General features: G+C 71.1%; 20 protein-coding genes. 9 read left to right on the top strand and 11 right to left on the bottom strand.

Translation table 11 applies throughout. The annotated features are described in order from the left end of the window. Position 1: 1 nt before the first annotated feature. From zwf to tkt, 6 genes are all read right to left on the bottom strand, one after another. Entirely contained in the window at positions 2-1,528 is a 1,527-nt protein-coding gene (zwf, locus tag ACH34W_RS12390) for a glucose-6-phosphate dehydrogenase (RefSeq protein ID WP_395960942.1), read from the bottom strand. Positions 1,529-1,652: 124 nt separating this feature from the next. Next, the gene (locus ACH34W_RS12385; protein WP_395960941.1) at positions 1,653-3,311 is read right to left on the bottom strand and encodes a glucose-6-phosphate isomerase; all 1,659 of its coding nucleotides are present in this window, start codon (positions 3,309-3,311) and stop codon (positions 1,653-1,655) included. Further along, a complete protein-coding gene (locus ACH34W_RS12380) occupies positions 3,308-5,002 on the bottom strand; it encodes a phosphoheptose isomerase (RefSeq protein ID WP_395960940.1) in 1,695 nt (564 codons plus the stop codon). Before ACH34W_RS12380 ends, ACH34W_RS12385 begins: the two co-directional genes overlap by 4 nt. A 115-nt stretch (positions 5,003-5,117) precedes the next feature. After that, on the bottom strand, positions 5,118-6,800 hold the full coding sequence (locus ACH34W_RS12375; RefSeq protein ID WP_395960939.1) for a glucose-6-phosphate isomerase: 1,683 nt from the start codon (positions 6,798-6,800) through the stop codon (positions 5,118-5,120). Beyond that, the gene (tal, locus tag ACH34W_RS12370; protein WP_395960938.1) at positions 6,797-7,915 is read right to left on the bottom strand and encodes a transaldolase; all 1,119 of its coding nucleotides are present in this window, start codon (positions 7,913-7,915) and stop codon (positions 6,797-6,799) included. The genes ACH34W_RS12375 and tal overlap by 4 nt, the downstream gene beginning before the upstream one ends. 48 nt (positions 7,916-7,963) lie before the next feature. Next, on the bottom strand, positions 7,964-10,090 hold the full coding sequence (gene tkt, locus ACH34W_RS12365) for a transketolase (protein ID WP_395960937.1): 2,127 nt from the start codon (positions 10,088-10,090) through the stop codon (positions 7,964-7,966). 661 nt (positions 10,091-10,751) lie between these two features. Here tkt and ACH34W_RS12360 point away from each other — a divergent pair. From ACH34W_RS12360 to ACH34W_RS12350, 3 genes are all read left to right on the top strand, one after another. Then, a complete protein-coding gene (locus tag ACH34W_RS12360; RefSeq protein ID WP_395961185.1) occupies positions 10,752-11,687 on the top strand; it encodes a heme o synthase in 936 nt (311 codons plus the stop codon). 70 nt (positions 11,688-11,757) lie between these two features. Then, positions 11,758-12,969 carry a PrsW family intramembrane metalloprotease gene (locus tag ACH34W_RS12355; RefSeq protein ID WP_395960936.1) on the top strand — a complete coding sequence of 404 codons (1,212 nt, stop codon included), beginning with the start codon at positions 11,758-11,760 and terminating at the stop codon, positions 12,967-12,969. Between the two features lie 70 nt (positions 12,970-13,039). Continuing rightward, positions 13,040-14,146, top strand: coding sequence for a heme A synthase (locus ACH34W_RS12350; protein ID WP_395960935.1), 1,107 nt, complete (start codon positions 13,040-13,042; stop codon positions 14,144-14,146). 17 nt (positions 14,147-14,163) lie between these two features. Here the strand turns inward: ACH34W_RS12350 and polX are convergent, their stop codons facing one another. From polX to ACH34W_RS12325, 5 genes are all read right to left on the bottom strand, one after another. After that, entirely contained in the window at positions 14,164-15,882 is a 1,719-nt protein-coding gene (polX, locus tag ACH34W_RS12345) for a DNA polymerase/3'-5' exonuclease PolX (RefSeq protein ID WP_395960934.1), read from the bottom strand. 88 nt (positions 15,883-15,970) lie between these two features. Further along, on the bottom strand, positions 15,971-16,804 hold the full coding sequence (gene prcB / locus ACH34W_RS12340; protein ID WP_395960933.1) for a proteasome subunit beta: 834 nt from the start codon (positions 16,802-16,804) through the stop codon (positions 15,971-15,973). Between the two features lie 69 nt (positions 16,805-16,873). Further along, entirely contained in the window at positions 16,874-17,806 is a 933-nt protein-coding gene (locus tag ACH34W_RS12335) for an EamA family transporter (protein WP_395960932.1), read from the bottom strand. 3 nt (positions 17,807-17,809) lie between these two features. Continuing rightward, positions 17,810-18,526 (bottom strand): ABC transporter permease, encoded by a 717-nt coding sequence (locus ACH34W_RS12330; RefSeq protein WP_395961184.1) that lies wholly within the window; start codon positions 18,524-18,526, stop codon positions 17,810-17,812. 83 nt (positions 18,527-18,609) lie between these two features. Continuing rightward, the gene (locus ACH34W_RS12325) at positions 18,610-19,536 is read right to left on the bottom strand and encodes an ABC transporter ATP-binding protein (RefSeq protein ID WP_395960931.1); all 927 of its coding nucleotides are present in this window, start codon (positions 19,534-19,536) and stop codon (positions 18,610-18,612) included. Positions 19,537-19,859: 323 nt separating this feature from the next. On the opposite strand from ACH34W_RS12325, the gene ACH34W_RS12320 reads away from it, so the two are divergent. Genes ACH34W_RS12320 through ACH34W_RS12295 form a run of 6 tightly spaced genes read left to right on the top strand, consistent with a single transcriptional unit; the run spans position 19,860 to position 25,519 of the window. Beyond that, the gene (locus ACH34W_RS12320) at positions 19,860-20,606 is read left to right on the top strand and encodes a helix-turn-helix transcriptional regulator (protein WP_395961183.1); all 747 of its coding nucleotides are present in this window, start codon (positions 19,860-19,862) and stop codon (positions 20,604-20,606) included. Beyond that, a complete protein-coding gene (gene sufB / locus ACH34W_RS12315) occupies positions 20,603-22,015 on the top strand; it encodes a Fe-S cluster assembly protein SufB (protein WP_395960930.1) in 1,413 nt (470 codons plus the stop codon). The genes ACH34W_RS12320 and sufB overlap by 4 nt, the downstream gene beginning before the upstream one ends. Beyond that, entirely contained in the window at positions 22,015-23,154 is a 1,140-nt protein-coding gene (gene sufD, locus ACH34W_RS12310; protein ID WP_395960929.1) for a Fe-S cluster assembly protein SufD, read from the top strand. Before sufB ends, sufD begins: the two co-directional genes overlap by 1 nt. Beyond that, complete coding sequence (locus ACH34W_RS12305) at positions 23,151-23,468, top strand: non-heme iron oxygenase ferredoxin subunit (protein ID WP_395960928.1); 318 nt, start codon at positions 23,151-23,153, stop codon at positions 23,466-23,468. The genes sufD and ACH34W_RS12305 overlap by 4 nt, the downstream gene beginning before the upstream one ends. Positions 23,469-23,492: 24 nt before the next feature. Further along, positions 23,493-24,260 (top strand): Fe-S cluster assembly ATPase SufC, encoded by a 768-nt coding sequence (gene sufC / locus ACH34W_RS12300; protein WP_395960927.1) that lies wholly within the window; start codon positions 23,493-23,495, stop codon positions 24,258-24,260. Next, positions 24,257-25,519 (top strand): cysteine desulfurase, encoded by a 1,263-nt coding sequence (locus ACH34W_RS12295; protein WP_395960926.1) that lies wholly within the window; start codon positions 24,257-24,259, stop codon positions 25,517-25,519. Before sufC ends, ACH34W_RS12295 begins: the two co-directional genes overlap by 4 nt. The last annotated feature ends 40 nt before the right edge of the window (positions 25,520-25,559 follow it).

The following is a 25,559-nucleotide window of genomic DNA, read 5'->3' as shown; positions in this document are numbered from 1 at the left end:
CTCAGATTCGCCTCCAAGCGCGTCCGTCGCGGGCCATGAGCTCGTCGGCGCCGGCGGGGCCGTAGCCGCCGGACTTGTACTGCTCGACCTTGGGCTTGGACGCCCAGTACTCCGTCACGGGGTCGAGGATGTTCCAGGACAGCTCGACCTCCTCCTGGCGCGGGAACAGCGGCGGGTCGCCGATCAGCACGTCGAGCAGCAGGCGCTCGTACGCTTCGGGGGAGGACTCGGTGAACGACTCGCCGTAGGCGAAGTCCATGTTCACGTCCCGGATCTCCATCGAGGTGCCGGGCACCTTGGAGCCGAACCGGACCGTGATGCCCTCGTCCGGCTGCACCCGCATCACCAGCGCGTTCTCGCCGAGCTCTTCGGTGTCGGTCAGCGAGAAGGGCAGGTGCGGGGCCTGCTGGAAGATCATCGCGACCTCGGTGACGCGGCGGCTGAGCCGCTTGCCGGTCCGCAGGTAGAACGGCACGCCCGCCCACCGGCGGGTGTCGATCTCCATCTTGATGGCCGCGTACGTCTCGGTCCTGGAGTCGGGCGGGATGCCGTCCTCGTCCAGGTAGCCGCGCACCTTGACGCCGCCCTGCCAGCCCGCCGAGTACTGCCCGCGGGCCGTGGCCAGGCCCAGGTTCTCGGGCAGCCGGACCGAGGAGAGGATCTTGGCCTTCTCGGCACGGACCGCCTCGGCGCTGAACGAGGTCGGCTCCTCCATGGCGGTGAGCGCGAGCAGCTGGAGCAGGTGGTTCTGGATGACGTCGCGGGCGGCGCCTATGCCGTCGTAGTAACCCGCACGGCCGCCGATGCCGATGTCCTCGGCCATGGTGATCTGCACGTGGTCGACGTAGGAACGGTTCCAGATGGGTTCGAACATCGTGTTGGCGAACCGCAGGGCCAGGATGTTCTGCACCGTCTCCTTACCGAGGTAGTGGTCGATCCGGAAGATCGACTCCTCGGGGAAGACGCGGTGCACGGTGTCGTTCAGCTCGACCGCGCTCGTCAGGTCGTGCCCGAACGGCTTCTCGACGACCACCCGGCGCCAGGACTTCTCGTCGTGCTCGGCCAGCCCGCTGCGCTGCAGCTGCTCGACGACCTGGGGGAAGAACTTCGGGGGGATCGAGAGGTAGAACGCGTAGTTGCCGCCGGTGCCGCGGGTGGTGTCCAGCTCCTTGACCGCCATGGCCAGGGCGTCGAATGCGCCGGGGTCGCTGAACTCTCCGGGCACGAAGTGAATGCCCTCGGACAGTTGCTGCCAGACGTCCTCGCGGAACGGGGTCCGCGCGTGCTCCTTGACCGACTCGTAGGCGATCTGGCGGAAGTCCTGGTGGTCCCAGTCGCGGCGGGCGAAGCCCACCAGCGAGAAGCCGGGGGGCAGGAGACCACGGTTGGCCAGGTCGTAGATGGCGGGCAGCAGCTTCTTGCGTGACAGGTCCCCGGTCACACCGAACAACACCAGCACGCAGGGCCCCGCCACCCGGGGCAGCCGCTTGTCCCGCGGATCCCGGAGCGGATTGTCTTTCGTGCTCACGTGGTGGCCCCCTCTGCCGGTGCATCTCCGGCCGTCGCCGTGACTCTCGCTGTCGCTGTATCTCTGGCTATCGCTGTATCTCTGGCTGTCGCGATGTCTCTGGCTGTCGCAGGTCGTGCCGACCTCATGCCTCTCCTCGGGCGGATTCGAGCAGCCGGGCGAGTCCCGCCCAGCGGTTCTGCAGGTGCAACCGGACCACCGGGCGGCCGCCGGCCCGAGCCGCGCGGGCCTCGCTGAGGGCCTGCGCCAGCTGGAGCCGGCTCAACCGGTAGTGCCGGCCCGGGACCGGCACGTCGTGGACGACGTTCCCGGTCAACACCAGGTATACGCCCCTCTCCTGGCGATCATTCCCGATTGCCGGGTAACGGCAGCCCCAGCTGATCGTCACTGGGCGGGCACACCGGGCGGCCAGCAGCGCGCCGAGCCGGCGCACCTGCGTGCCCTGCCCGCGGGCCCGGTCATGGTCCAGGTGGACGACGATCGCCAGGTGACCGTCGGCGCCGACGCGTTCGGCCAGGGCGTCGAACAGCCCGGCCAGATCTCTGGCGCCGGCGAGCACCGGATCGTGGGTGTGCACTTCGACGGCCTGCCCAGGCTCGCCCTCCGTCAACACGGCGGCCGCCATGGATTCCTCCACTGGGGAGGGGGACGGCGCGGTGGAGGACGGCGTGGAGCCGGCGGGCGGGTCGTGCGGCGCGGGAGCGCCGGGCAGGGGCGCCAGGGGGTCCATGCCGAGCAGCTGGGCGGCCACGGCGGCGGCGTACTCCCAGACCACCAGCTGCGCGGACGGGGGAGCGGTGACGGTGGCGTCGTCCTGCCGCGGCCGTCCGTCCAGCGTCACGAGGAAGACATCGTCGGACGGGACGACCGGCAGGCCGCCGTGCTGGACGAGCGGGAGCATCCGGCCGCCGGTCGCCTCGGCGAGCAGGACCGCCACCCAGTCGGCGAGTCCCGGCAGGGACGCCGGGTAGTCGCCGAGGACGACGGTCGTACGGCCCGCCCGGGCGGCGCCGCCGAGGATGGCTCCCAGCACCAGGCCGGGGTTGTTCTCCGGGCGGGTGAGCGCGGGCAGCACTTCGGCAGCATGGTCGAGGAGCCTGGCCACGTCGGTCCCGGCGAGCGCGGCCGGGACGAGCGCGTACGGGGAGAGCGCTCCGAACGGCGTGCGTCCCGGTGCCTCGATCAGCGGATGACCCGCCTCGTCCGCCCGTTTCGCCGCGGCGCAGCCGGGTTCGGCGACGGTGACGAAACGCCGGGCGATCTGTGCAGGGGACAGGTCGAGGTCCTCGAACATCCGGATGAAGATGCGGCGCAGCGTCTCGGTGACGGTGTCGTCCCCCGTCACGACGACCATCGTGTGGCGCAGCCGCTCGCGGTCGGCGCCGATGCGCACCACCGGACCGGGCTCGGCGTTCTCCAGCAACGTCAGCGGCCCTGCGGCGGCAGAGTTGCGGACGATGAGACCGGCGGCGCGGGCCGGAGCGCCCCGCCCGAGCAGTGCCAGCTCCGTCAGCCCCTCCGCGCGGGCCCTCGCACGAAGCTCGTCGATCCGGGGGAGGATCGCGCGGGAGAACCCGGGCTGGCCAGGCCAGCAGAGCGCGCGGCCGTCATCGGCCGCCGCGGTGGCCGACGGCCAGAGGGCCGGATCCTCCGACGCCAGCCGGACCGGCACCTGGTCGATCCAGAGCCTGCCCAGCATGCGTTCGGCGGCGTCCCTCACAGGGCCGCGTGCGGTGACGGTCGTGTTGCCGGAGACGACCGCGGTGAAGCTCGTCACGGTCACGTCGAGCGGGCCGCCTCGGCGAGGCGGCCAGCCGCCTCGGCGGGGTTCCGCAGGTGCAGTCGCAGAACAGGCAGGCCGCGCTGACGCAGCGCCCGCACCTCGGCCACGGCGCGGGCCAGCTGGAGTTTGCCGAGCGTGTACGGGCGTCCCGGGACCGGATGGTCTTGGACCGCGTCACCGGTGATGATGAGGAACACGCCGTTGCCCGGCCCTTCCTTGTGCACGGGCCCCGTCGCGTGCAGGTAGCCGGGGCCGGGGCCGTACGACACCGGGCGCCCGGTGCGGCGGGACAGGGCGGGCGCCAGATAGCGGCCGGAGAAGTCGCCTGACAGATAGGTGACCACCGACAGGTATCCGTTGGCCGGGATGCGGCTCAGCAGGTCGCCGAGGGCGGCGTCCAGTCCTGTGCCGCCGGTGTGGGCCAGGTCGGTGTGGACTTCGATGTCGCCGTCGACGAAGGCGGGCTCGCCGGACATCAGCGGGCCCTCGCCCGCCGCCCGCAGGATGGTCGCCGCGTCGTCCTCGGCGTCCTGCACGACCGGGCCGCCGGGCTCGAACGGGTTGACCCCGAGGAGCCAGCCCGCCACCGTCGTCGCGTACTCCCAGACGAGGAACTGGCCGCCCAGCGGCGCCCACAGCGAGGTGTCCGCGTCGGCGCCGGTCGCCGCGGTGGGGTTGAGCGCCACGGCGTGCAGGTCGGGGCCCGGGCCGGGACTGCCGGGCGGTTCGAACGCCAGCACGCCGCGGCCGCGCTTGCCGGTGCCGACGGCGAGGAGCTGGGAGATCCACGCGCTCAGGGCGCTGGGCCCGCCGGGCTCCCGCAGCACGACCTTGTCGCGGGCGGAGCCGCCCGGCCTCTGCTGCGCGCAGCCGCCGAGGACCGCGCCGAGCAGCAGCCCGGGGTTCTCGTCCTCGCGGGCCAGGGAGGGCACCAGCGCGGCGGCCTCATCGAGCAACTGGTAGACGTCGCCGCCCGCCAGCAACGCCGGGACCAGGCCGTAGGCCGACAGCGCGCCGTAGTGCCCGGGCAGGTAGGGGTCGGTGAGGCCCACCCGGTAACCGCACTGGCGCGCGAAGTCGTGCAGGGGGCTGCCGTGGTCGGTGATGACGAGGAACCGTCCGGCGATCTCGCGTTCGGACAGGCCGTGCTCGCGGAAGGCCGCGGAGAAGATGCGCCGGTAGGCGTCGCCCTCCAGCGAGACGCCCGCCTTGCTGGAGAGAACGACGAGCGTGCGGTCGAGGCGTTCGAGGGCGAACATGAGCGCGGCGATGTCGGCGCCGTCCAGCACCGTGAGCTCGCCGGACCGTTCGGCGCCCTGGTCATCGCCGGCACCCGGGGCGCCGGCGGCACCGCCCGCGGTCTGGACGGCGAGCGGGCGTCCGGCGGGCGAGTGCGCCTCGACGATCGCCTGCGCCGCAAGCGTCTCGGCGCCGATGCCGATGAGCACGATGTGGTCCAGGCCGGAGTAGCGGGCCTCGGAGACCAGGCCCTCGATCTGGTTGAGCAGACCGTGGGACGCGAACGGCAGGTCCAGCCAGCCCAGCCGGCTGTGGTCCACCGTGCGCCGCCCCCAGAGCCGGGGGTCCTTCGCGGCGAGCGCGCCGGGAACACCGCAGCTCACGAGGTAGTCGCGAGCCTGCAGCGCCGCGTCGAGCGCGTCACCGCGGGTCAGTACGTCGAATCCGGCCACCGTTCCTCCTACCGCCATCGTTTCAGGAGAGAACGGGCAACAGCCACCAAATCGGCGATCTTCTGGATGACGATTTCGTGCAAACTGAACGACCGGAACACGCTGTGGCGCACGATCAGCCTGTGAGCACTTTGGTCAGCTGCGCGATGCCCTCGTCGCGGTCCCGCAGGTGGATCCGGAACGTGGGACGGCCCAGCGACCGCAGCACCCGCAGGTCTCCGAACGCCTGGGCGAGCTGCAGCTGCCCCAGCGTGTAGGGCCGGTCCGGCACCGCGACGTCCTCCCGGACGCCACCCGTGATCTGCAGGAACGCCCCGTTCTGCGGGCCGCCCTTGTGGTACTGCCCGGTGGTGTGCAGGACCTGCGGGCCCCAGCCGAACGTGACCGGGACGGCGCGCTTGCGGAGCCCTGCGCCGCGTTCGGCCAGCAAGGACCGGAACCCGGCCGCCGAAGCGTCGCCGAACCGATCCAGGTAGGCCATCACCGCGAGGTAGCCGCGATCGGGCGCCGCCGTCAGGATCGCCTCCAGCACCCCGGCGAGATCCTTGGCCCCCTTCAGGAGTTCCTCGCCGGCGTGCACCTCCACGGCGCCCTCGACCAGCGCGGGAGCCGTGCGGACGACGGTCGGGGCGAGGCCCTCCTCGGCCCGCAGCAGCGCCGCGGTGTTGTCCTCGGACTCCTGCACATCCGGCTCGTCGAACGGATCGACCCCGAGGACACGGCACGCGATCGCCGTGGCGTACTCCCAGAGCAGGAACTGCGCCCCCAGCGGGCCCGTGACGCCGAGCCCCGCGTCACGGCCGGCGCCGAGCTCGTCCGGGCGGCTGCCCAGCACGACCCGGCGCGTGTCTCCGGTCACCTCGAAGCCGGGCGCGTCCACGCTCTCGACGACGACCGGGAGCAGGCCCCTGCCGTCCTTGCCCGTGGACTCTGCGACGAGATGCTCGATCCACCCGCTGAGGCCCGGCAGGCCGGAGCCGTTGTCTGCGATCACCAGCTTGTCGTGGCCGCCGAGGGCCGAGCTGCCGAGGACGGCGCCCAGCGCCAGCGCGGGATTGTCGTACGGCTGCTGGAGCGCGGGGACCAGCGCCGCCGCCTCGTCCAGGAGCCGCACCACGTCCACGCCGGCCAGCGCGCCGGGCACCAGGCCGGACGCGGACAGCGCGCCGTAGCGGCCGCCCACGTCCGGATCGGCGAGCACGAGCCGGTAGCCGGCCGCGTTGGCGACGGCCTCCAGCGGCGAGCCCGGGTCGGTGACGACCACGAAGCGGCGCCTCAGATCGGCACCGCCGATCCCGGCCTCGGCGAACGCCTGCTCGAAGACGCGGCGGTGCGCGTCGGTCTCGACCGTGGCGCCGCTCTTGCTGGACAGCACCACGAGGGTGCGGTCGAGGCGGTCGGCGAGCACGTCGGCCACCTGGTGCGGATCGATGGTGTCGAGGACGGTCAGCTCCGCACCGCCGGCCCCGGCGATGACCTCGGCCGCGAGGGACGAGCCGCCCATGCCCGCGAGCACGATCCGGTCGAGCCCCGCGCCGCGCGCCTCGCCGACAAGCTCGGCGAGGCGGCCGAGCAGCGCCCGCGAGCTCTCCGGCAGGCCGAGCCAGCCCAGCCGCCGGGTGGCCGCGCGTGCGGCGTCCGGTCCCCAGAGACCGGCGTGCCGGGACGTCAGGGAACCCGGGACGCCGTCGGAGACGAGCCGGTCCAGGACCGTCTCGGTCTCATCCACGAGGTCAGCGAGCCCGTACGCGCCCCGGATGGTGACCGACACCCCGCCGGCGGTCACCACCGAGGTCACGCGCCTGCCCCCTGCTTGTCGTCGAGCTCGCCGGAGATCGTGCCGAGGAGCTCGTTCCAGGAGACCTCGAACTTGTCGACGCCCTCGTCCTCCAGGACCTTGACGACGTCGTCGTAGTCGACGCCGGCCGTCTTGAGGGCCTCCATGTGGGCGCGGGCGTCGTCGTAGTTGACCGTGACGGTGTCGCCCACGACGTCGCTGTGGTCGGCCGCCGCCTCCAGCGTGGCCTCGGGCATGGTGTTGACCGTGCCGGGGGCGACGAGCTGGTCGACGTAGAGCGTGTCGGGAAGGTCGGGGTCCTTCACGCCGGTCGACGCCCACAGCGGCCGCTGGGGCCGCGCCCCGGCGTCCTTGAGGGCCTTCCACCGGTCGGTGCCGAACTTGTCCTCGTACAGCGCGTACGCGAGCCGGGCGTTGGCGACGCCCGCCTTGGAACGCAACGCCTTGGCCTCGTCGGTGCCGATCTTGTCGAGGCGCTTGTCGATCTCGGTGTCGACCCGGCTGACGAAGAACGACGCCACCGAGGCGATCTTGGACAGGTCGTGGCCGTTCTCGCGGGCCTTCTCCAGCCCCGCGAAGTACGCGTCGATGACCTTGCCGTACCGCTCCAGCGAGAAGATCAGCGTCACGTTCACGCTGATGCCCTCGGCCAGCGCCGCGGTGATCGCGGGCAGGCCCTGCTCGGTCGCCGGGATCTTGATGAACAGGTTGGGCCGGTCCACCAGCCACCACAGCGCCCGCGCCTCGGCGATCGTCTCGCCGGTCTTGCGGGCCAGCCGCGGGTCGACCTCGATCGAGACCCGGCCGTCCAGGCCGTCGGTGCGGTCGTAGACCGGCCGCAGCACGTCGCAACCCCAGCGGATGTCGTACGTGGTGATCGCGCGCGACGCCTCGCCGACGTCCACGCCCCGCAGCACCAGATCCTTGACCTGCTCGTCGTACGCCGAGCCCTTGCTCAGCGCCTTGGCGAAGATCGTGGGGTTGGAGGTCACGCCCACGACGTGCTTCTCCTTGACGAGCTTCTCGAGGTTGCCCGTGCGGAGCCGCTCCCGGCTGATGTCGTCGAGCCAGATCGACACACCCTCGTCGGAGAGCTTCTTCAGGTTGTCACTCATCGCTTCCTCCTGCAGTTCGAGCCGTCTGCTGTGCTAGGCCAGAGCGAGTCAGTTGCCGGTGGTGTGGCCGCGGCCCGCGTTGTCGGTGCCGGCCTTGATCAGGCTGGAGTGGGCGGCGGCCACGACGCGCTCCGCCGTGATGCCGAACTGCTCGTACAGCGTCTTGTAGTCGGCCGAAGCACCGAAGTGCTCCAGGCCCACCGATTCCCCGGAATCGCCGACATAGCCGCGCCAGCCGAGGGTGACGCCGGCCTCGACGGAGACGCGGGCCTTCACCGACGGCGGCAGGATCTGCTGCTTGTAGGCGTCGTCCTGCTCCTCGAACCACTCGACGCACGGCATCGAGACGACCCGGGTCGGGGTGCCCTCGGCCTCCAGCGTCTCGCGGGCCTGGACGGCCAGCTGCACCTCGCTGCCGGTGGCGATGATGATCACCTCGGGTGAGCCGTTCGAGGCGTCGGCCAACACGTAGCCGCCCTTGGCCACGCCGTCGGCCGGGGCGATGCCGTTGCCGCGCTCGAACGTCGGGATCTTCTGCCGGGTGAGCGCCAGGCCCGCCGGGCGGTCGGTGTGCTCCAGGATCGTGCGCCAGGCGACCGCGGTCTCGTTGGGGTCGCCGGGCCGGACGACGTCCAGGCCGGGGATGGCGCGCAGCGCCCACAGGTGCTCGACCGGCTGGTGGGTCGGGCCGTCCTCGCCCAGCCCGATGGAGTCGTGCGTCCACACGTACGTCACCGGCAGCCCCATCACCGCGGCGAGGCGCACGGCCGGGCGCATGTAGTCGCTGAAGACCAGGAACGTGCCGCCGTAGGGCCGGGTGCCGCCGTGCAGCGCGATGCCGTTGAGGATCGCGCCCATGGCGTGCTCGCGGATGCCGAAGTGAAGCGTGCGGCCGTACGGGCCGCCGGGGAACTCCTTGGTCTGGAACTCCTCGGGGACGAACGACGGCTCGCCCTTCATCGTGGTGTTGTTGCTCTCGGCGAGGTCGGCGGACCCGCCCCACAGCTCGGGCAGCACCCCGGCCAGCGCGTTGAGCACCTCACCGGAGGCGGCGCGGGTGGCCAGGTCCTTGCCGGGCTCGAACTCGGGCAGCTTGGCCGTCCAGCCCTCGGGCAGGCGGCGTGCCGAGATGCGGTCGTACTCGGTGGCGCGCTCGGGGTCGCCCTCGCGCCAGGCGGCGAACGACGTGTCCCACTCGGCGTGCAGCTCGCGGCCGCGGTCGATGACGCGGCGGGCGTGGGCCAGCACGTCCTCGGGCACGTCGAAGGACAGCTCCGGGTCGAGGCCCAGGATCCTCTTGGTGGCCGCGACCTCGTCGGCACCCAGCGCGGAGCCGTGGATCTTGCCGGTGTTCTTCTTGTTCGGCGCGGGCCAGCCGATGATCGTGCGCAGTGAGATGAAGGACGGGCGCGAGGTCTCGGCACGCGCGGCGGCGTAGGCCTCGGCGAGCTGCTGGACGTTCTCCTTGTAGTCGCCGTCGAGGGCCCAGTCGACGTGCTGGACATGCCAGCCGTACGCCCTGTAGCGGGCGCGGACATCCTCCGAGAGGGCGATCCGGGTGTCGTCCTCGATGGAAATGTTGTTGTCGTCGTACAGCACGACCAGGTTGCCCAGCCGCTGGTGGGCGGCGAGGGCACTGGCCTCGTGGCTGATGCCCTCCTCGATGTCACCGTCGGAGACGAAAGTCCAGATGGTGTGGTCGAAGGGGGACTCGCCCTGGTCGGTGTCCGGGTCGAACAGCCCGCGCTCGCGGCGCGCCGCCATCGCCATGCCGACCGCGTTGGCGAGGCCCTGGCCCAGCGGGCCGGTCGTCGTCTCCACGCCCGCGGTGTGCCCGTGCTCGGGGTGGCCCGGGGTGAGGCTGTCCCACTTGCGCAGCGACTTGATGTCGTCCAGCGTCAGCGGGTAACCCGACAGGTAGAGCTGGATATAGAGGGTCAGGCTGGAGTGCCCGCACGACAACACGAACCGGTCGCGGCCCGGCCAGGCGGGGTCGGTCGGGTCGTGCTTCAGGAACCGCTGGAAGAGCAGGTAGGCCGCCGGGGCCAGGCTCATCGCCGTGCCCGGGTGCCCAGAGCCCGCTTCCTCTACCGCGTCCATGGCCAGGGCGCGGATCGTGTCCACTGCCCGCCGGTCCAGGTCGGACCATTCAAACGTGCTGCTGTCCCTGCTCACGGAACGCCAGGCTCCTCTCGAACCGCTGTGCCTGCTTCACACCACAGCTTCAACTTCAACTTCGGATCGTCTTCAGTCTGTACGTCCGCACGACGCGCCGTTGTTCGCCGTCGCTCACCGAAACGTGGAACGGCCCGCAGATCTTCCCCAGGTGAACCGCCTGGAGCGGTCGTCTCGACGATCCGCACGGCGATGATCACGCCTTGCCCTCTGACCCTATCGAACCGGCGGACCGCAGCTCCTGACGTCGCGGTGAACGGCGGGCCACGGGCGGCCCGCGCCGCACATCCCGACCCTTGCCCGATGGTCCTTGGGACTAACCACCCGCAGGAGTGAACCCACGGGGGATCCGCAGCCCCCCAGCGACCTGTGGTCCGGCCCGCCCGTGCGCTTGGTCTGGGCCTGCCCGTGCGGCTGCTCCGGGCCCGCCCGTGCGGCGCGTTCGGTGCCCCGGTGCTCGACCCTGGGAGGGGGCGCACTACAGTGATTGCGCGGTTGACGACAGCGGCCGCGGCAGTTCCATCAAGCCTTCATCACGCCGAGGTGCGGCCCATCACGGGGGGCACCGCCGAGGTCGTGAACGGCCTCTCATGCCTAAATGGACGTGGACCCGATTGTGACGGTGCTCAGTAACAAGCCCGGCGTCGAGCTGACCGAGGAGATGCCGGCGGAGCTCCCGGCGCCGCCGCCGGAGCCGACGGCAGGCCGCAGGCCGGTGGGCGCGCTGGTGCGCGCCTATGTCGCGCTGACCAAGCCGCGCGTCATCGAGCTGCTCTTGATCACGACGCTGCCGGTGATGTTCCTGGCCGCCCGGGGAGTGCCGCCGCTCGGCCTCGCGCTGGCGACGATGGTGTTCGGCACGATGTCGGCGGGCGCGGCCAACGCGATCAACTGCTACATCGACCGCGACATCGACGCCAAGATGCGCAGGACGCGGCGCCGCCCGCTGGCCCGGGAGCAGGTCTCGCCGACCGAGGCGCTGATCTTTGGTGTCGTGCTGGCAGTGGGCTCCACGGCCGGGTTCGCGCTCACGGTGAACGTCTTCGCCGCCGCCCTCTCGGTCTTCGCGATCCTGTTCTACATCTTCGTGTACTCGCTGCTGCTCAAGCGCCGCACCTCTCAGAACGTCGTGTGGGGCGGCATCGCGGGCTGCATGCCGGTGCTGATCGGCTGGGCCGCGATCACCGACAGCCTGAGCTGGACCCCGTTCGTGATGTTCGGCGTGGTCTTCCTGTGGACCCCGCCGCACACCTGGACGCTGGCGATGCGCTACCGCGAGGACTACAAGCTGGCCAAGGTGCCGATGTTGCCCGTCGTCGCCACCGAGCGCCGGGTTGTCATCGAGAGCCTCCTCTACACCTGGGCGACCGTGGCGTGCTCGCTGTTGTTGTGGCCGGTGGCCGGGATGGGGCCGGTGTACGGCGCGGTCGCGGTCGTGCTCGGCGCGGTGTTCCTGCTCGAAGGGCACCGGCTGCTGCGGGCGGTGCGGGCGGGTGTGAGCGGTGTCCACCTTCGGCCGATGCGCTTCTTCCACCTGTCGAACGTCTACCTGGCCCTGCTGTTCACCGCCGTGGCGATCGACCCGATGCTCTTCTGAGCCCTGATCGGAACAACGATGTGAGGCTCCCGCCTCTACTCAGCGCTGACCGGCCGGTTACGCTCGCGACATGGCGCGCGTAGATCCCAAAGCGGTGCTCGAAGGGCGTGTTCCGGGGCGGCCGTCGGCCGGCCTGATCATCGGCCTGGTGGTGTCCTCGTTGTGCGCCGTGATCGCCCTGGGCGTCGACGCCCTCTGGGGCGGAGCGGGCTTCTGGGTCGGCGTGGTCCTCGCGATCATCCCGATCCCGCTGCTCATCGCGCTGGCGCTGACGCTCGACCGGCTGGAGCCCGAGCCGCCGCGCGCCCTGGCGTTCGCGTTCATGTGGGGCGCGGGGGTGGCGGTGCTCGGCGCGCTCATCCTCAACACGCTCGGCCTGCTGTACGTGACGGTGCCGATCTTCGGCGAGACCGAGGGGCACTTCGTCAGCGCGACCTTCGGGGCGCCGCTGGTCGAGGAGACGCTCAAGGGCGCGGTGCTTTTCGTGCTGCTGTGGATCCGCCGCAACGAGATCGACGGGTTCGCCGACGGGATCATGTACGCGACCATGGTGGGCCTCGGGTTCGCCATGATGGAGAACATCACCTACTACATGCGGGCGTACGACGAGGGCGGCACGCAGCAGCTCCAGGCCGTCTTCATCCTGCGCGGACTCGTGGCCCCGCTGAGCCACCCGCTCTTCACCTCGATGACCGGGCTGGGCGTCGCGTACGCCGCCACCCACCGCGGCAAGCAGGTCCTGGCGCCGCTGCTGGGGCTCTTCGCCGCCATGGTCCTGCACGGCCTCTGGAACGGCGCCACCGCGTTCGGCCTCGGCGGTCTCGGGATCGTCTACCTGCTGGATTTCTGCGTCCTCATCGCCCTGGTGGTCGTGGTCATCGTGGAGCGCCGGCGCACGGTCCGCCGGATCGAGGCGTACCTGCCCATGTACGGGGGCACCGGGCTCGTCACACCCCAGGACGTCCGGATGTTGCGGACCATCCCGTCCCGCCGCGCCGCCCGGCGCTGGGCCCGCACGGTCGGCGGCCGGCCCGCCGCGCGCGCCATGCAGGACTACCAGCTGGCCGCGACCGAGCTCGCCCTGCTCCACAAACGGGCCGAACGAGGCGTCGCCGAACCCCGGTGGTTCGCCACCCGGCGCGACGCCCTGCTGGGCCTCATGGGGACCGCCCGGCAGGCATTCCTCCGGACTCCGCCGCGCGTGCCGTCGCCCGCCGCCCCTCCATGGGCCCCGCAAGGCCCCTCCGGCTTCATGCCGCCCCCGCCTGGTCCCTACGGCTGACGCGGACGTCGGGCCCCGTCCTCACGGCTGACCCGGGGTCGGGTCAGGGTCACCGGGGGGCGGCCATACGATGAGTGCCGTGGCTGAACGATCCGACGTCGTCCCCTCCTCGCGCAATCCCCTGACCCGTGTGTGGGCCGCCGTGTGGCATCCCACCCCGGCGTCGATGCGTCTCCTGGCGTTGCTCGGGGTGATCGGCAACGCGGGCATCATCGCGACCGGCGGTGCGGTGCGGGTCACCAAGTCCGGCCTGGGCTGCCCCGACTGGCCCAAGTGCACCGGCGACAGCCTCGTGCCCACCGCGCATCCCGACCACTCGGCCGTCAACATGGCGATCGAGTTCGGCAACCGGATGCTGACGTTCCTGGTGCTGGCGATCGGCGTGGCCGTCTTCGTCGCCGCGCTGCGGCTGCGCCCCCGCCGTCGCGACCTGGTGCTCCTGGCCTGCGCGCAGCCGGCGAGTGTCTTCGCCCAGGCCATCATCGGCGGCATCGTGGTGCTCACCAAGCTCCACCCAGCCTCGGTCGGGCTGCACTTCCTGATCTCGCCCGCGCTCCTGATCTTCTGCCTGGCCCTTTGGGTGCGCGCCGGGGAAGGTGACGAACCCGTGCGCCCGCTGGTGGGCAGCGGCGTCCGGCGGCTCATCCTGGCCCTGATCGGTGTCACGGCCCTGCTCATGGTGGCCGGAACGGTCGTCACCGGCACCGGCCCGCACGCGGGCGACGCCGAGTCGCGCCGCTGGGGCTTCAACATCGAGGACGTCGCCCGGATCCACAGCGCCTTCGCCTGGCTCACCGTGGCCCTGACGATCGTCCTTCTCGTGGTCCTGCGCCGGACCCGCCCCCCTCTGGGGGGACGACCCCCCAGACCCCCCGGCAAAGGCCGCCTGACCGGCGGCCTGCACTCCGCTGCGCTCCGTTCCGGTCACCGGTCAGGCGCCCCCTCGGCCCTCCAGCGCCGCGCCGTCGAGCTCTTCGTCATCGAGATGGCCCAGGGCGCGATCGGCTACGTCCAGTACTTCACGGGCGTGCCCGCCGTCCTGGTGGTCCTGCACATGCTGGGCTCGGCGATCATGTGGATCGCCGCCCTGCGGCTGATCTTCGCTGCCCGCGACCGAGGGCCCCTGGCCCCGGCTCCCGCCGTCCAGGAGACCCGTAAGACCCCTCAGCCCGCCTGACCGCCGCCGGCGGCGGGTCAGGACTTGCCGAGGAAGGCGCGGAGGCGGTCCAGGGGCCAGGTGTTGATCACGTCGTCGGGGGTGAGCCAGCCGCGCTGGGCGGTGCCGACGCCGAAGCGGATGTTGCGGTGATGGCGGAGCGCGTGGGCGTCGGTGTCGATGGAGAACTTGACGCCGAGGCGGACGGCGCGGCGGATCAGGTCGGCCGGCAGGTCCAGGCGGTCGGGGAACGAGTCGATCTCCAGGGCCGTGCTGGTGCGGGCGGCGGCGCGGAAGACCTCGTCCCAGTCGGCGTCCACGGGCGGGCGCTTGCCGATGAGGCGCGCGGTGGGGTGGCCGATCACGTGGACGTGGGGGTTTTCGCAGGCGCGGACGAAGCGGCGGGTCATCTCCGCCGTGTCTTGCGTGAACGCGGAGTGGACCGAGGCGACGCAGACGTCGAAACCGGCCAGGAAGTCCCCGTCCCAGTCGACCTCGCCGTCGGGGTCGATGTTGAGCTCGGTGCCGTGCAGGAGGGTGAGGCCGGGGTATTTCGCCTGGAGGGCGCGGACCTGCTCGCGCTGGGCCAGCATCTTCTCGTCGGTCATGCGCTGCATGAAGAGGTTGGGCGCGTGGTCAGTGATCGCGTAGTACTCCAGGCCGCGGGCCGCGGCGGCCTCGACCATCTCTTCCAAGGTGGCCAGGCCGTCGGTGAGGTCGGTGTGACTGTGGAGGTCACCCTTGAGATCCTCGACGGTGACGAGGCGGGGGAGCTCGCCCTTGAGGGCCGCCTCGATCTCGCCGCCGTCCTCACGGAGGGTCGGCGGGATCCAGGGGAGGCCCAGCCGCGCGTAGACCTCTTCTTCTGTCTCGGAGACGATCAGGTCGCCCGACTCGGCGTGGAAGAGGCCGTATTCGGAGAGCTTGAGGCCCGCGCGGACGGCGATCTCGCGGGTGCGGATGTTGTGCGCCTGCGAGCCGGTGAAGTATTGCAGGGCGGCGCCCCACGACTCCGGAGGGACGACGCGGAGGTCGACCTGGAGGCCCCTGGTGGTGCGGACCGAGGTCTTCTTGTCGCCGCTCGCGATCACTTCGGTGACGTAGGGGAGAGCGGTGAACGCCTCCATGATCGGGTGGGGGTCGGTGGAGGCCGCGAGGACGTCGATGTCGCCGATGGTCTCGCGCATGCGGCGCAGGGATCCCGCGTGGGTGCAGCGCTGCACGGCGGGGTGGGCGGTGAGGGCGGCCACGATCTCGTCGGCGAGGTCGGCGGCGCCGTCGATCAGGACCCGCTCGCCGGACTGCTGCATGAGCTCGATGCCGCGCAGGATGTTGTCCTCGGTCTTGGCGCCGAAGCCCTTGAGATCGCGCAGGCGGCCCTCCTGGATGGCCTGTGCCAGCTCGGGGACGGACGAGATGCCCAGCTCCTCGTAGACGGCGAGCGCCTTTTTGGGGCCGAGGGTCGGGATGGTGGTCAGCGCGCGGACGCCCGCGGGGATCTGGGTGCGCAGCTCCTCCACCTGGCGGATCGTGCCGGTGGTGGTGTAGTCGAGCACCTTCTTGGCGATCGCCTCCCCGACGGTCGGGATCTTCTTCAGCCCGGCCAGGTCGAGGCCGGAGATGTCCTCGGGATAGCCGGCGATCGCGCGGGCGGCCTTCTCGTACGCCCGGATCTTGAAGGCGTCGCCGCCGGTGATGGAGAGGAGGTCGGCCAGCTCCTGGATGAGCTCGGCGGCCTCGTCGTTCGCGCGTGCCATGGGCCCATCCTAGGGAGCGGGTCCGACACCCCGTGATCGGCCGGCCGGCGTCGAACCGGCCATGATCAGCGCAGCGGCCCAGGCATGATCAGCGCAGCGGCGCCACCGGACCGTCGGGGCGCTCGTGGCGGGCCTGGACGACCCGGTCGACGATGGCGGCCACCTCGTCCTCGGGGAGGCGGCGGTAGCCGTCGGCGGTGACCGACCCGATCACCGGATAGAGGCGGCGCGTCAGGTCGGGTCCGCCGGTGGCGGAGTCGTCGTCGGCGGCGTCATAGAGGGCCTCGATGCACACCGCGGCGGCCTCGTCCTCCGACAGGTCGCGGCGGTAGAGCTTCTTGAGCGCGCCGTGAGCGTAGGGCGAGCCCGAGCCTTCGGCGTGGAAGTCGCGGGCCTCCTGCGGCGAGCCGATGATGTCGTACGTGAAGATCCGGCCGGTGTCGGAGTCGAGGTCGTAGCCGGCGAAGAGCGGGACCACGGCCAGCCCCTGGAGGGCCTGCGCCAGGTTGGCCTGGATGACGGCGCCGAGGCGGCGGGCCTGGCCCGGCAGGGACAGCGTGACCGTCTCCATCTTCTCGTAGTGCTCCAGCTCGACCTGGAACAGCCGGACCATGTCGAGTGCCAGCCCGACCGTCCCGGCGAACGCGACCACCGAGTGCTCACCGGCCTTCTGGACCTTGTCCAGCTCGCGGTAGGCGATCTCGTTGCCCCGGGTGGCGCGCCGGTCGCCGGCCATCATCACGCCGCCGGGGAACGTCAGCGCCAGGATCGTGGTGCCGTGCGGAAGGTCCAGGACGTTCTTGCGCTCGCGGTTGACCGGCAGGAGCTCGGGCGCGCGGGTGCGCAGGAAGTCGACGAACGACGGTGAGCCCGCCTCGAAGAACTCGGGCGGCAGCCCCTCTTCTTCTCGCCAGGCGGTCACGGCGGCCTCTTTTCTGTCGGGGGTGCTGTCGTGGCGTCCTCTCGAAGGATCCTAGTCAGATGATCCTAGTCAGGCTTCGGGCGCCTCGGGCGGATCCTGCTGGCCGCGGGTGGCGCCGACGCAGGCCACGACCACGCAGCCGATCGCCAGCCACTGGCGGCCGGAGAGGATCTCGCCCAGCAGCAGCACGCCGATCAGCGCGGCGACGGCGGGTTCGAGGCTCATCAGGATGCCGAAGACCCGGGCGGGCATGCGCCGGAGGGCCTCCAGCTCCAGGGAGTAGGGGATCAACGACGAGAGCAGGCCCACACCGAGCCCGATGAGCAGGAGCTCCGGGCTGAGCAGGGCCGAGCCGCCCGAGGTGACCCCGATGGGCAGCATGGCGAACGTGCCGACGATGCTCGCCAGCGCCAGCCCAGTGGACCCCGCGAAACGTTTGCCGGTGGCGGCGCTGAGGAGGATGTAGCCGGCCCAGCAGACGCCCGCCAGCAATCCGAACGCGATGCCCACCATGTCCAGCTCGCCGCCGCGTGCGAGCATCACCACGCCGCCGAACGCCAGCAGCGCCCACACCACGTCGCGCAGGCGCCGGGAGGCCACGATGGCGACCGTCAGCGGGCCCAGGAACTCGATCGTCACGGCGACGCCAAGGGGGATCCGTGCGAACGACTGGTAGATCGAGAAGTTCATCAAGGCGAGTGTCAGCCCGAAGCCGGCGGCCACGGCGAGATCGCCCCTGGTGTGGTCGCGGAGCACGGTCCGCAGCACCTTGCGGCCGATGAAGCCCAGCACGATCGCCGACGTCGCCAGCCGCATCAGCACCACGGCGTCCGGCGAGATCCGGTCGAACATGTGCTTGGCCATCCCGGCGCCGACCTGCACCGAGACGATGCCGAGAAGGATCAGCGCGGGCGGCGGCACTGACCCGAGCGACACCATCCGCGCAGGGCGGGGGAACCCGCCGGTCGCGCCGTCCGAGCCGGGGGCATCAGCGAGTGCCACAGATCACTCCCACTTGAAGAAACGTGCGGCCAGAGCGAGGCCGGCCACGGCCCACAGCGCGAGAACGAGCAGCGGCTTGCCGGGCAGCGCGGCGCCGTGCTGCAGCACCTGCCGCAGCCCCTCGGCCAACGCCGAGATCGGCAGCAGCTCCAGGGCCGAGCGGGCGCCGGAGGGGAACTTGTCGAGCGGGAAGACCACACCGCCGACGGCCAGCAGCAGGATGTAGACGAAGTTGGCCGCGGCAAGCGTGGCCTCGGCGCGCAACGTCCCGGCCATCAGCAGCCCGAAGCCGCTGAACGCGGCGGTGCCGAGCAGGATCAGCGCCACCACCGCGAGCGGGTTGCCGTGCGGCTCCCAGCCCAGCGCGAGCGCCACCGCGGAGATCACCACGGCCTGCAGCGCCTCCACCGCGATGACGGTGAGCGTCTTGGCGGCGATCAGACCGGTGCGGGGCAGCGGGGTGGCCCCCAGCCGCTTGAGCACGCCGTAGCGCCGTTCGAAGCCCGTGCCGATCGCCTGGCCGGTGAACGCGGTGGACATGACAGCCAGGGCCAGGATGCCGGGGGCGAGGAAGCCGACCCGGCGGCCCGGCCCGAGGTCCAGCAGCGAGGTGGCGCTGAACAGCGTGAGCAGCACCACCGGGATGATCATCGTGAGCAGCAGCTGCTCGCCGTTGCGGAGCATGGTCCGCAGCTCGTAGCCGGTCTGCGCCAGGATCATCCGCGGCAGCGGCACCGCCCCGGGCGCCGGCGTGAGGTCGAGCCGGGGCGGCCCGGCGGCGGACCGCGCTGTCGGCTGGGTGGTCACGAGCGCAGCTCCCGTCCGGTCAGCTCAAGGAAGACGTCTTCCAGAGTGCGCCGCTCGATCCGCAGATCTTCGGTGAGGACGCCGTGCGAGGCGCACCAGGCGGTCACCGTGGCCAGCAGCTCAGGCCGCACGTCTCCCTCGACCAGGTAGTGCCCGGCGGGCGACTCCTTCGCGGCGCTCCCCGCCGGCAGCGCCGCGAGCAGCTCGTCCAGGCCCAGCCCCGGCCGGGCGCGGAAGCGCAGCTGCCGCTCCGCGCCGGTGAGCTCGGCGGGGCTGCCCTGCGCCACGACCTGGCCGTGGTCGACGATGACGACCTGGTCGGCGAGGCCCTCGGCCTCCTCCATGTGATGCGTCGTGAGGACGACCGAGACCCCGGCGGCGCGCAGCTCCTCGATCAGCTCCCAGGTGGCGCGGCGGGCCTGCGGGTCGAGCCCGGTGGTCGGCTCGTCGAGGAAGACCAGCTCGGGCCGGCCGACGATCGCCACCGCCAGCGAGAGCCGCTGCTGCTGGCCGCCCGACAGCCGGCGGAACGGCGTGCGCGCGTGCTCGGTGAGGCCGAGGCGCGCCAGCAGCGCGGCGGGATCGAGCGGGCCGGCGTGGAACGCGGCGACCAGCCGCAGGAACTCGGCCGCCCGCGCCGTGCCGGGCACGCCGCCTGACTGCGGCATCACGCCCACCCGGGGCTTGAGGGCCCGCGCGTCGCGGTGCGGGTCGAGCCCGAGGACCCGTACGGTGCCCGCGTCCGCGCGGCGGAAGCCCTCGCAGATCTCGATGGTCGTGGTCTTGCCCGCGCCGTTGGGGCCGAGCAGGGCCGTCACGGCGCCGCGTCCGGCCCGGAACGAGAGCCCGTCGACCGCGGTGGCCGCGCCGTAGCGCTTGACCAAGCCGTCGAGCTCGACGGCGCTCTCTTCCGGGGGTGCCATGGAGACGATTTTAGGCAGGCCCAACGACAGATCCGTGCGCGGCGCCGCCGGTAGCGGGCGGGTGCCGGCGTGAGACACCGCCGGCGAGCACGCTCTGAGCGCACGCCCCCGCTGACGTGTGCGTCTGCCAGCTGAGCACGTCCGGCGGGGCATAGAGTGTCCTCCCGCGCCGTAAAAGCCCAGGTTAGGTAAGGCTTACCTGCGTGAGCGACGACATTCAGATTCGTTTGTTTCTCGGGAAGGAATTACGGCACACTGATGTTGTGAAATACGTGAGCGAGACGACGAGCGTCGCCCGGGCCGCCTCCGCGCGGCCTTCCGGCATGCCGTCGGGCGCCGGCCACGGCGAGCGCGACACGCGCGCGCGGGTGGCCCGACTCATCCTCGAGCACGGCCCCATCACGGCCTCCGCACTGGGGGAGCGCATGGGGCTCACCCCGGCCGCCATCCGCCGCCACCTGGACGCCCTCCTCACGGAGGAGATGATCGAGATCGAGACCCGCCGGTCCCGGTCGCAGGGGCAGCGCGGGCGGGGACGTCCGGCCAAGTGGTTCGTGATCACCGACGCCGGCCGCAACGCCTTTGTGCACGCCTATGACGACCTGGCGACCAGCGCGCTGCGGTTCCTCGCCGAGACGGCGGGGGACGAGGCCGTGGCCGAGTTCGCCCGGCGCCAGATCGCCGACCTGGAGCGGCGCTACACCCCCGTCGTCCAGGCGGCCCCGCCCCACCAGCGGGTACGCAAGCTGGCCGAGGCCTTGTCGGCCGACGGCTACGCCGCCGCGGCGGCCAAGGCCCCCCAGACCGTGTCCGGGGAGCCAGGCGGAGAGCAGCTCTGCCAGCACCACTGTCCGGTCGCGCACGTGGCGGAAGAGTTTCCGCAGTTGTGCGAGGCCGAAACGGAGGCCTTCAGCAGACTGCTGGGGACCCCGGTCCAGCGCCTGGCGACGATCGCCCACGGCGACGGGATCTGCACCACCCACGTCAGCCCCCGGTCCCTCTGCGGAGGGGCAGACGCGGCGGACGGCACTGACAACGCGAACGAGGAGTCCGGAGGGACACCCCTATGACTACGGCAGCCCACCCCGAGCTGGAAGGGCTTGACAAGTACAAGTTCGGCTGGGCCGACTCGGATGTTGCCGGCGCCTCCGCGCGCCGCGGCCTCAACGATGATGTCGTGCGCGACATCTCGGCCAAGAAGGGCGAGCCCGCCTGGATGCTCGACCTGCGCCTCAAGGGGCTGCGGCTGTTCGACAAGAAGCCGATGCCCTCGTGGGGCTCTGACCTGTCGGCCATCGACTTCGACAACATCAAGTACTTCGTCCGCTCCACCGAGAAGCAGGCCGCTTCCTGGGAGGAGCTCCCCGAGGACATCAAGAACACCTACGACAAGCTGGGCATCCCCGAGGCGGAGAAGCAGCGCCTCGTCGCGGGCGTCGCGGCCCAGTACGAGTCCGAGGTGGTCTACCACAAGATCCGTGAGGACCTCGAGGAGAAGGGCGTCATCTTCCTCGACACCGACACCGGCCTCAAGGAGCACCCGGAGATCTTCCAGGAGTACTTCGGCTCCGTGATCCCGGTGGGCGACAACAAGTTCGCCGCGCTCAACACGTCCGTGTGGTCGGGCGGGTCGTTCATCTACGTGCCGCCCGGCGTGCACGTCGAGATCCCGCTGCAGGCCTACTTCCGGATCAACACCGAGAACATGGGCCAGTTCGAGCGGACCCTGATCATCGCGGACGAGGGCTCGTACGTCCACTACGTCGAGGGCTGTACCGCGCCGATCTACAAGTCCGACTCGCTGCACTCGGCGGTCGTCGAGATCGTCGTGAAGAAGGACGCCCGCGTCCGCTACACGACCATCCAGAACTGGTCCAACAACGTCTACAACCTGGTGACCAAGCGCGCCGTCGCCTACGAGGGCGCCACCATGGAATGGGTCGACGGCAACATCGGCTCCAAGGTCACCATGAAGTACCCGGCCGTCTACCTGCTGGGCGAGCACGCCAAGGGCGAGACGCTGTCGATCGCGTTCGCCGGCGAGGGCCAGCACCAGGACGCCGGCGCCAAGATGGTGCACGCGGCCCCGCACACCTCCAGCAGCGTCATCTCCAAGTCGGTGGCGCGCGGCGGCGGGCGCACGTCCTACCGCGGCCTGGTCCAGATCCAGGAGGGCGCCGCGCACTCCAAGTCCACGGTCAAGTGCGACGCGCTGCTGGTCGACCAGATCAGCCGTTCCGACACCTACCCCTACGTCGATGTCCGCGAGGACGACGTGGAGATGGGCCACGAGGCCACCGTCTCCAAGGTGTCGGAGGACCAGCTGTTCTACCTCATGAGCCGCGGCATGACCGAGGACGAGGCGATGGCGATGATCGTGCGTGGCTTCGTCGAGCCGATCGCGCGCGAACTGCCCATGGAATACGCGCTTGAGCTCAACCGGCTCATCGAGCTGCAGATGGAAGGAGCCGTCGGCTGATGGGCTTGGACACCAGGCCTCTCTCGACGCTGCACGAGAAGGCCTCCTATGAGGTCGCCGACTTCGAGGTGCCGTCGGGCCGTGAGGAGGAGTGGCGGTTCACCCCGCTGCGCCGCCTGCGCGGCCTGCACAACGGCACCGCGGAGCCGACCGGCAAGGTGATCGTCGAGGTCCAGTCGGCCCCCGAGGTCACCGTCGAGATCGTCGGCCGCGACGACGAACGGCTCGGCAAGGCCTACGTGCCCGCCGACCGGGTGAGCGCGCAGGCGTACGCCTCGTTCACCCAGGCCACGGTCGTCACCGTGCCCAAGGAGGCGGTCGCCTCCGCGCCCACGGTGATCCGCACCCGCGGGGAGAACGGCGAGGGCGCCGGCTACGGCCACACCACGGTCATCCTGGAGCCGTTCGCCGAGGCCACGGTCGTGCTCAGCCACCACGGCAGCGCCACCTACGCCGACAACGTCGAGTTCGTCGTCGGCGACGGCGCGCGGCTCTCGGTGATCAGCCTGCAGGACTGGGCCGACGACGCCGTGCACGTCTCGCACCAGCACGCCAAGCTGGCCCGCGACGCGCGGTTCTTCAGCCACAACATCAGCCTCGGCGGCGACGTCGTGCGGATCTCCCCGTCGGTCGTCTACGACGCACCCGGCGGCGACGCCGAGCTCTACGGCGTCTACTTCGCCGACGGCGGCCAGCACCTGGAGCACCGCCTCCTGGTCGACCACGCCGTCCCGCACTGCCGGAGCCGGGTGGATTTCCGCGGCGCGCTGCAGGACGTCGACGCGCACGCCGTCTGGATCGGCGACGTGATCATCCGCGCCGAGGCCGAGGGCACCGACACCTACGAGTTCAACCGCAACCTGGTGCTCACCGACGGCACCCGGGTCGACTCCGTGCCCAACCTGGAGATCCTCACCGGTGAGGTCGCTGGGGCGGGCCACGCCTCGGCGTCCGGCCGGCTGGACGACGAGCACCTGTTCTACCTGCAGGCCCGCGGCATCACGTTCGACGAGGCCCGCCGCATGGTCGTGCGCGGCTTCCTCGGCCAGCTCATCGAGCGCATCGAGGTCGACGAGGTCCGCGAGAAGGTGCAGGAGGCAATCGAGGCGGAGCTGGACCGGGGAGCGGCGAAGCGATGACGTTCGTGAAGGTGTGCCCGCTGGGCGAGATCCCCACCGACGGGGCGATGGCCGTCGAGGTCGACGACACCCCGGTCGCCCTGGTGCGCAGCGGCGAGGGCGTGTTCGCGCTCAACGACATCTGCTCCCACGCCGAGGTCTCCCTCTCCGAGGGGGAGGTCTACGACGGCACGATCGAGTGCTGGCTGCACGGATCCTGCTTCGACATCCGCACCGGCAAGCCCACCAACCCGCCGGCCACCCAGCCGGTCGCCACCTACAAGGTCAAGGTCGAGGACGGCGACGTCTACGTCTCGCTCGGCTCCGACGACTGAACCAACGAGAGAGCTCAGATAGATATGGCCACGCTAGAGATTCGCGACCTCCACGTCTCCGTCGCCGACGGCACCGACGGGGCCAAGGAGATCCTGCGCGGGGTCGACCTGACCGTGAAGGCGGGCGAGACCCACGCGATCATGGGGCCCAACGGCTCCGGCAAGTCCACGCTCGCCTACGCCATCGCCGGCCACCCCAAGTACGACGTGACCAGCGGCTCGGTGACGCTCGACGGCGAGGACGTCCTGGAGATGAGCGTCGACGAGCGCGCCCGCGCCGGGCTGTTCCTGGCGATGCAGTACCCGGTCGAGGTGCCCGGTGTCTCCGTCTCCAACTTCCTGCGCACCGCCGTCACCGCCGTGCGCGGTGAGGCTCCCAAGCTGCGGGAGTTCTCCAAGGAGATGAAGCAGGCGCTCGAAAACCTCGCCATCGACCCGGCCTTCGCCCAGCGCAGCCTGAACGAGGGCTTCTCCGGCGGTGAGAAGAAGCGGCACGAGATCCTCCAGATGGAGATGCTCAAGCCGAAGATCGCGGTGCTCGACGAGACCGACTCCGGCCTCGACGTCGACGCGCTCAAGGTCGTCTCCGAGGGCGTCAACCGCTTCTCGGCGGCCGGTGACACCGGCGTGCTGCTCATCACCCACTACACGCGCATCCTGCGCTACGTGAAGCCCGACTTCGTGCACGTCTTCGCCGGCGGCCGGATCGTCGAAGAGGGCGGCCCGGAGCTGGCCAACGTGCTGGAGGACGAGGGCTACGAGAAGTACGCGAAGGTGGGCGCATCCTCATGACCCTGCTCCCCGAGGAGCTGAAGAAGGACTTCCCCCTTCTGTCCCGTACCGTCCGGGGCGGCCGTGACCTGGTCTACCTCGACTCGGGGGCGACTTCGCAGAAGCCGGTCCAGGTGCTGGACGCCGAGCGGGAGTTCTACGAGCGCCACAACGCCGCTCCGCACCGCGGCGCGCACCTGCTCGCCGAGGAGGCCACCGAGGCCTACGAGAGCGCGCGCACCCGGATCGCCACGTTCATCGGCGGGGTGCCCGGCGAGATCGTGTTCACCAAGAACGCGACCGAGGGCATCAACCTGGTGGCGTACGCGCTGAGCAACGCCGCCACGTTCGGCCCGGAAGCCGAGCGGTTCAAGATCGGCCCGGGCGACGAGATCGTCGTGACCGAGATGGAGCATCACGCCAATCTGGTGCCCTGGCAGCAGCTGTGCCAGCGGACCGGCGCCACGCTGCGCTGGTTCGGCATCACCGACGAGGGCCGGCTCGACCTGGCCGAGCTCGACACGATCGTGAACGAGCGCACCAAGCTGGTCGCGCTGACGCACCAGTCCAACGTGCTCGGCACGGTGCCGCCCGTCCAGCAGATCGCGGCCCGCGCCCGCCAGTTCGGCGCGCTGGTTCTGCTGGACGCCGCCCAGTCGGTGCCGCACCAGCCGGTCGACGTGCGTGAGCTCGGCGCCGACTTCCTGGTGTTCTCCGGTCACAAGATGCTCGGCCCGACCGGCATCGGCGTGCTCTGGGGCCGCCGCGAACTGCTGGAGTCCATGCCCCCGTTCATCACCGGCGGCTCGATGATCGAGGTCGTGCGCATGGAGGGCTCCACCTTCATGCCGCCGCCGCAGCGGTTCGAGGCGGGCGTGCCGATGACCGCCCAGGCCATCGGCCTCGGCGCGGCGTGCGACTACCTGTCCGACCTCGGGATGGACCGGGTCGCCCTCCACGAGGAGGTGCTCACCGCCTACTCGCTGGAGCGGCTCAGCGAGATCCCCGGGGTGCGGATCATCGGCCCGCGCAGCACCGAGGCGCGCGGCGGGGCCGTGTCGTTCACGGTGGACGACATCCACCCGCACGACGTGGGCCAGGTGCTCGACGAGCTCGGCGTCGCCATCCGCGTGGGGCACCACTGCGCATGGCCGATCTGCCGCCGGTTCGGCATTCCGGCCACCACCCGCGCGACCTTCTACATCTACAACAACCTCGCCGACGTGGACGCGCTCGCCGAGGGGGTACGCAAGGCCCAGAAGTTCTTCGGAACAGCCTGAGTCCAACACCTGTTGTAGGGAAGAAGCCCCCCGACGAGGA

Source organism: Actinomadura sp. 6N118 (assembly GCF_044326415.1).
Lineage (GTDB): Bacteria > Actinomycetota > Actinomycetes > Streptosporangiales > Streptosporangiaceae > Spirillospora.
Note: the sequence above shows the minus strand (reverse complement) of the source record. Positions and strands in the feature narration are given on the sequence as shown.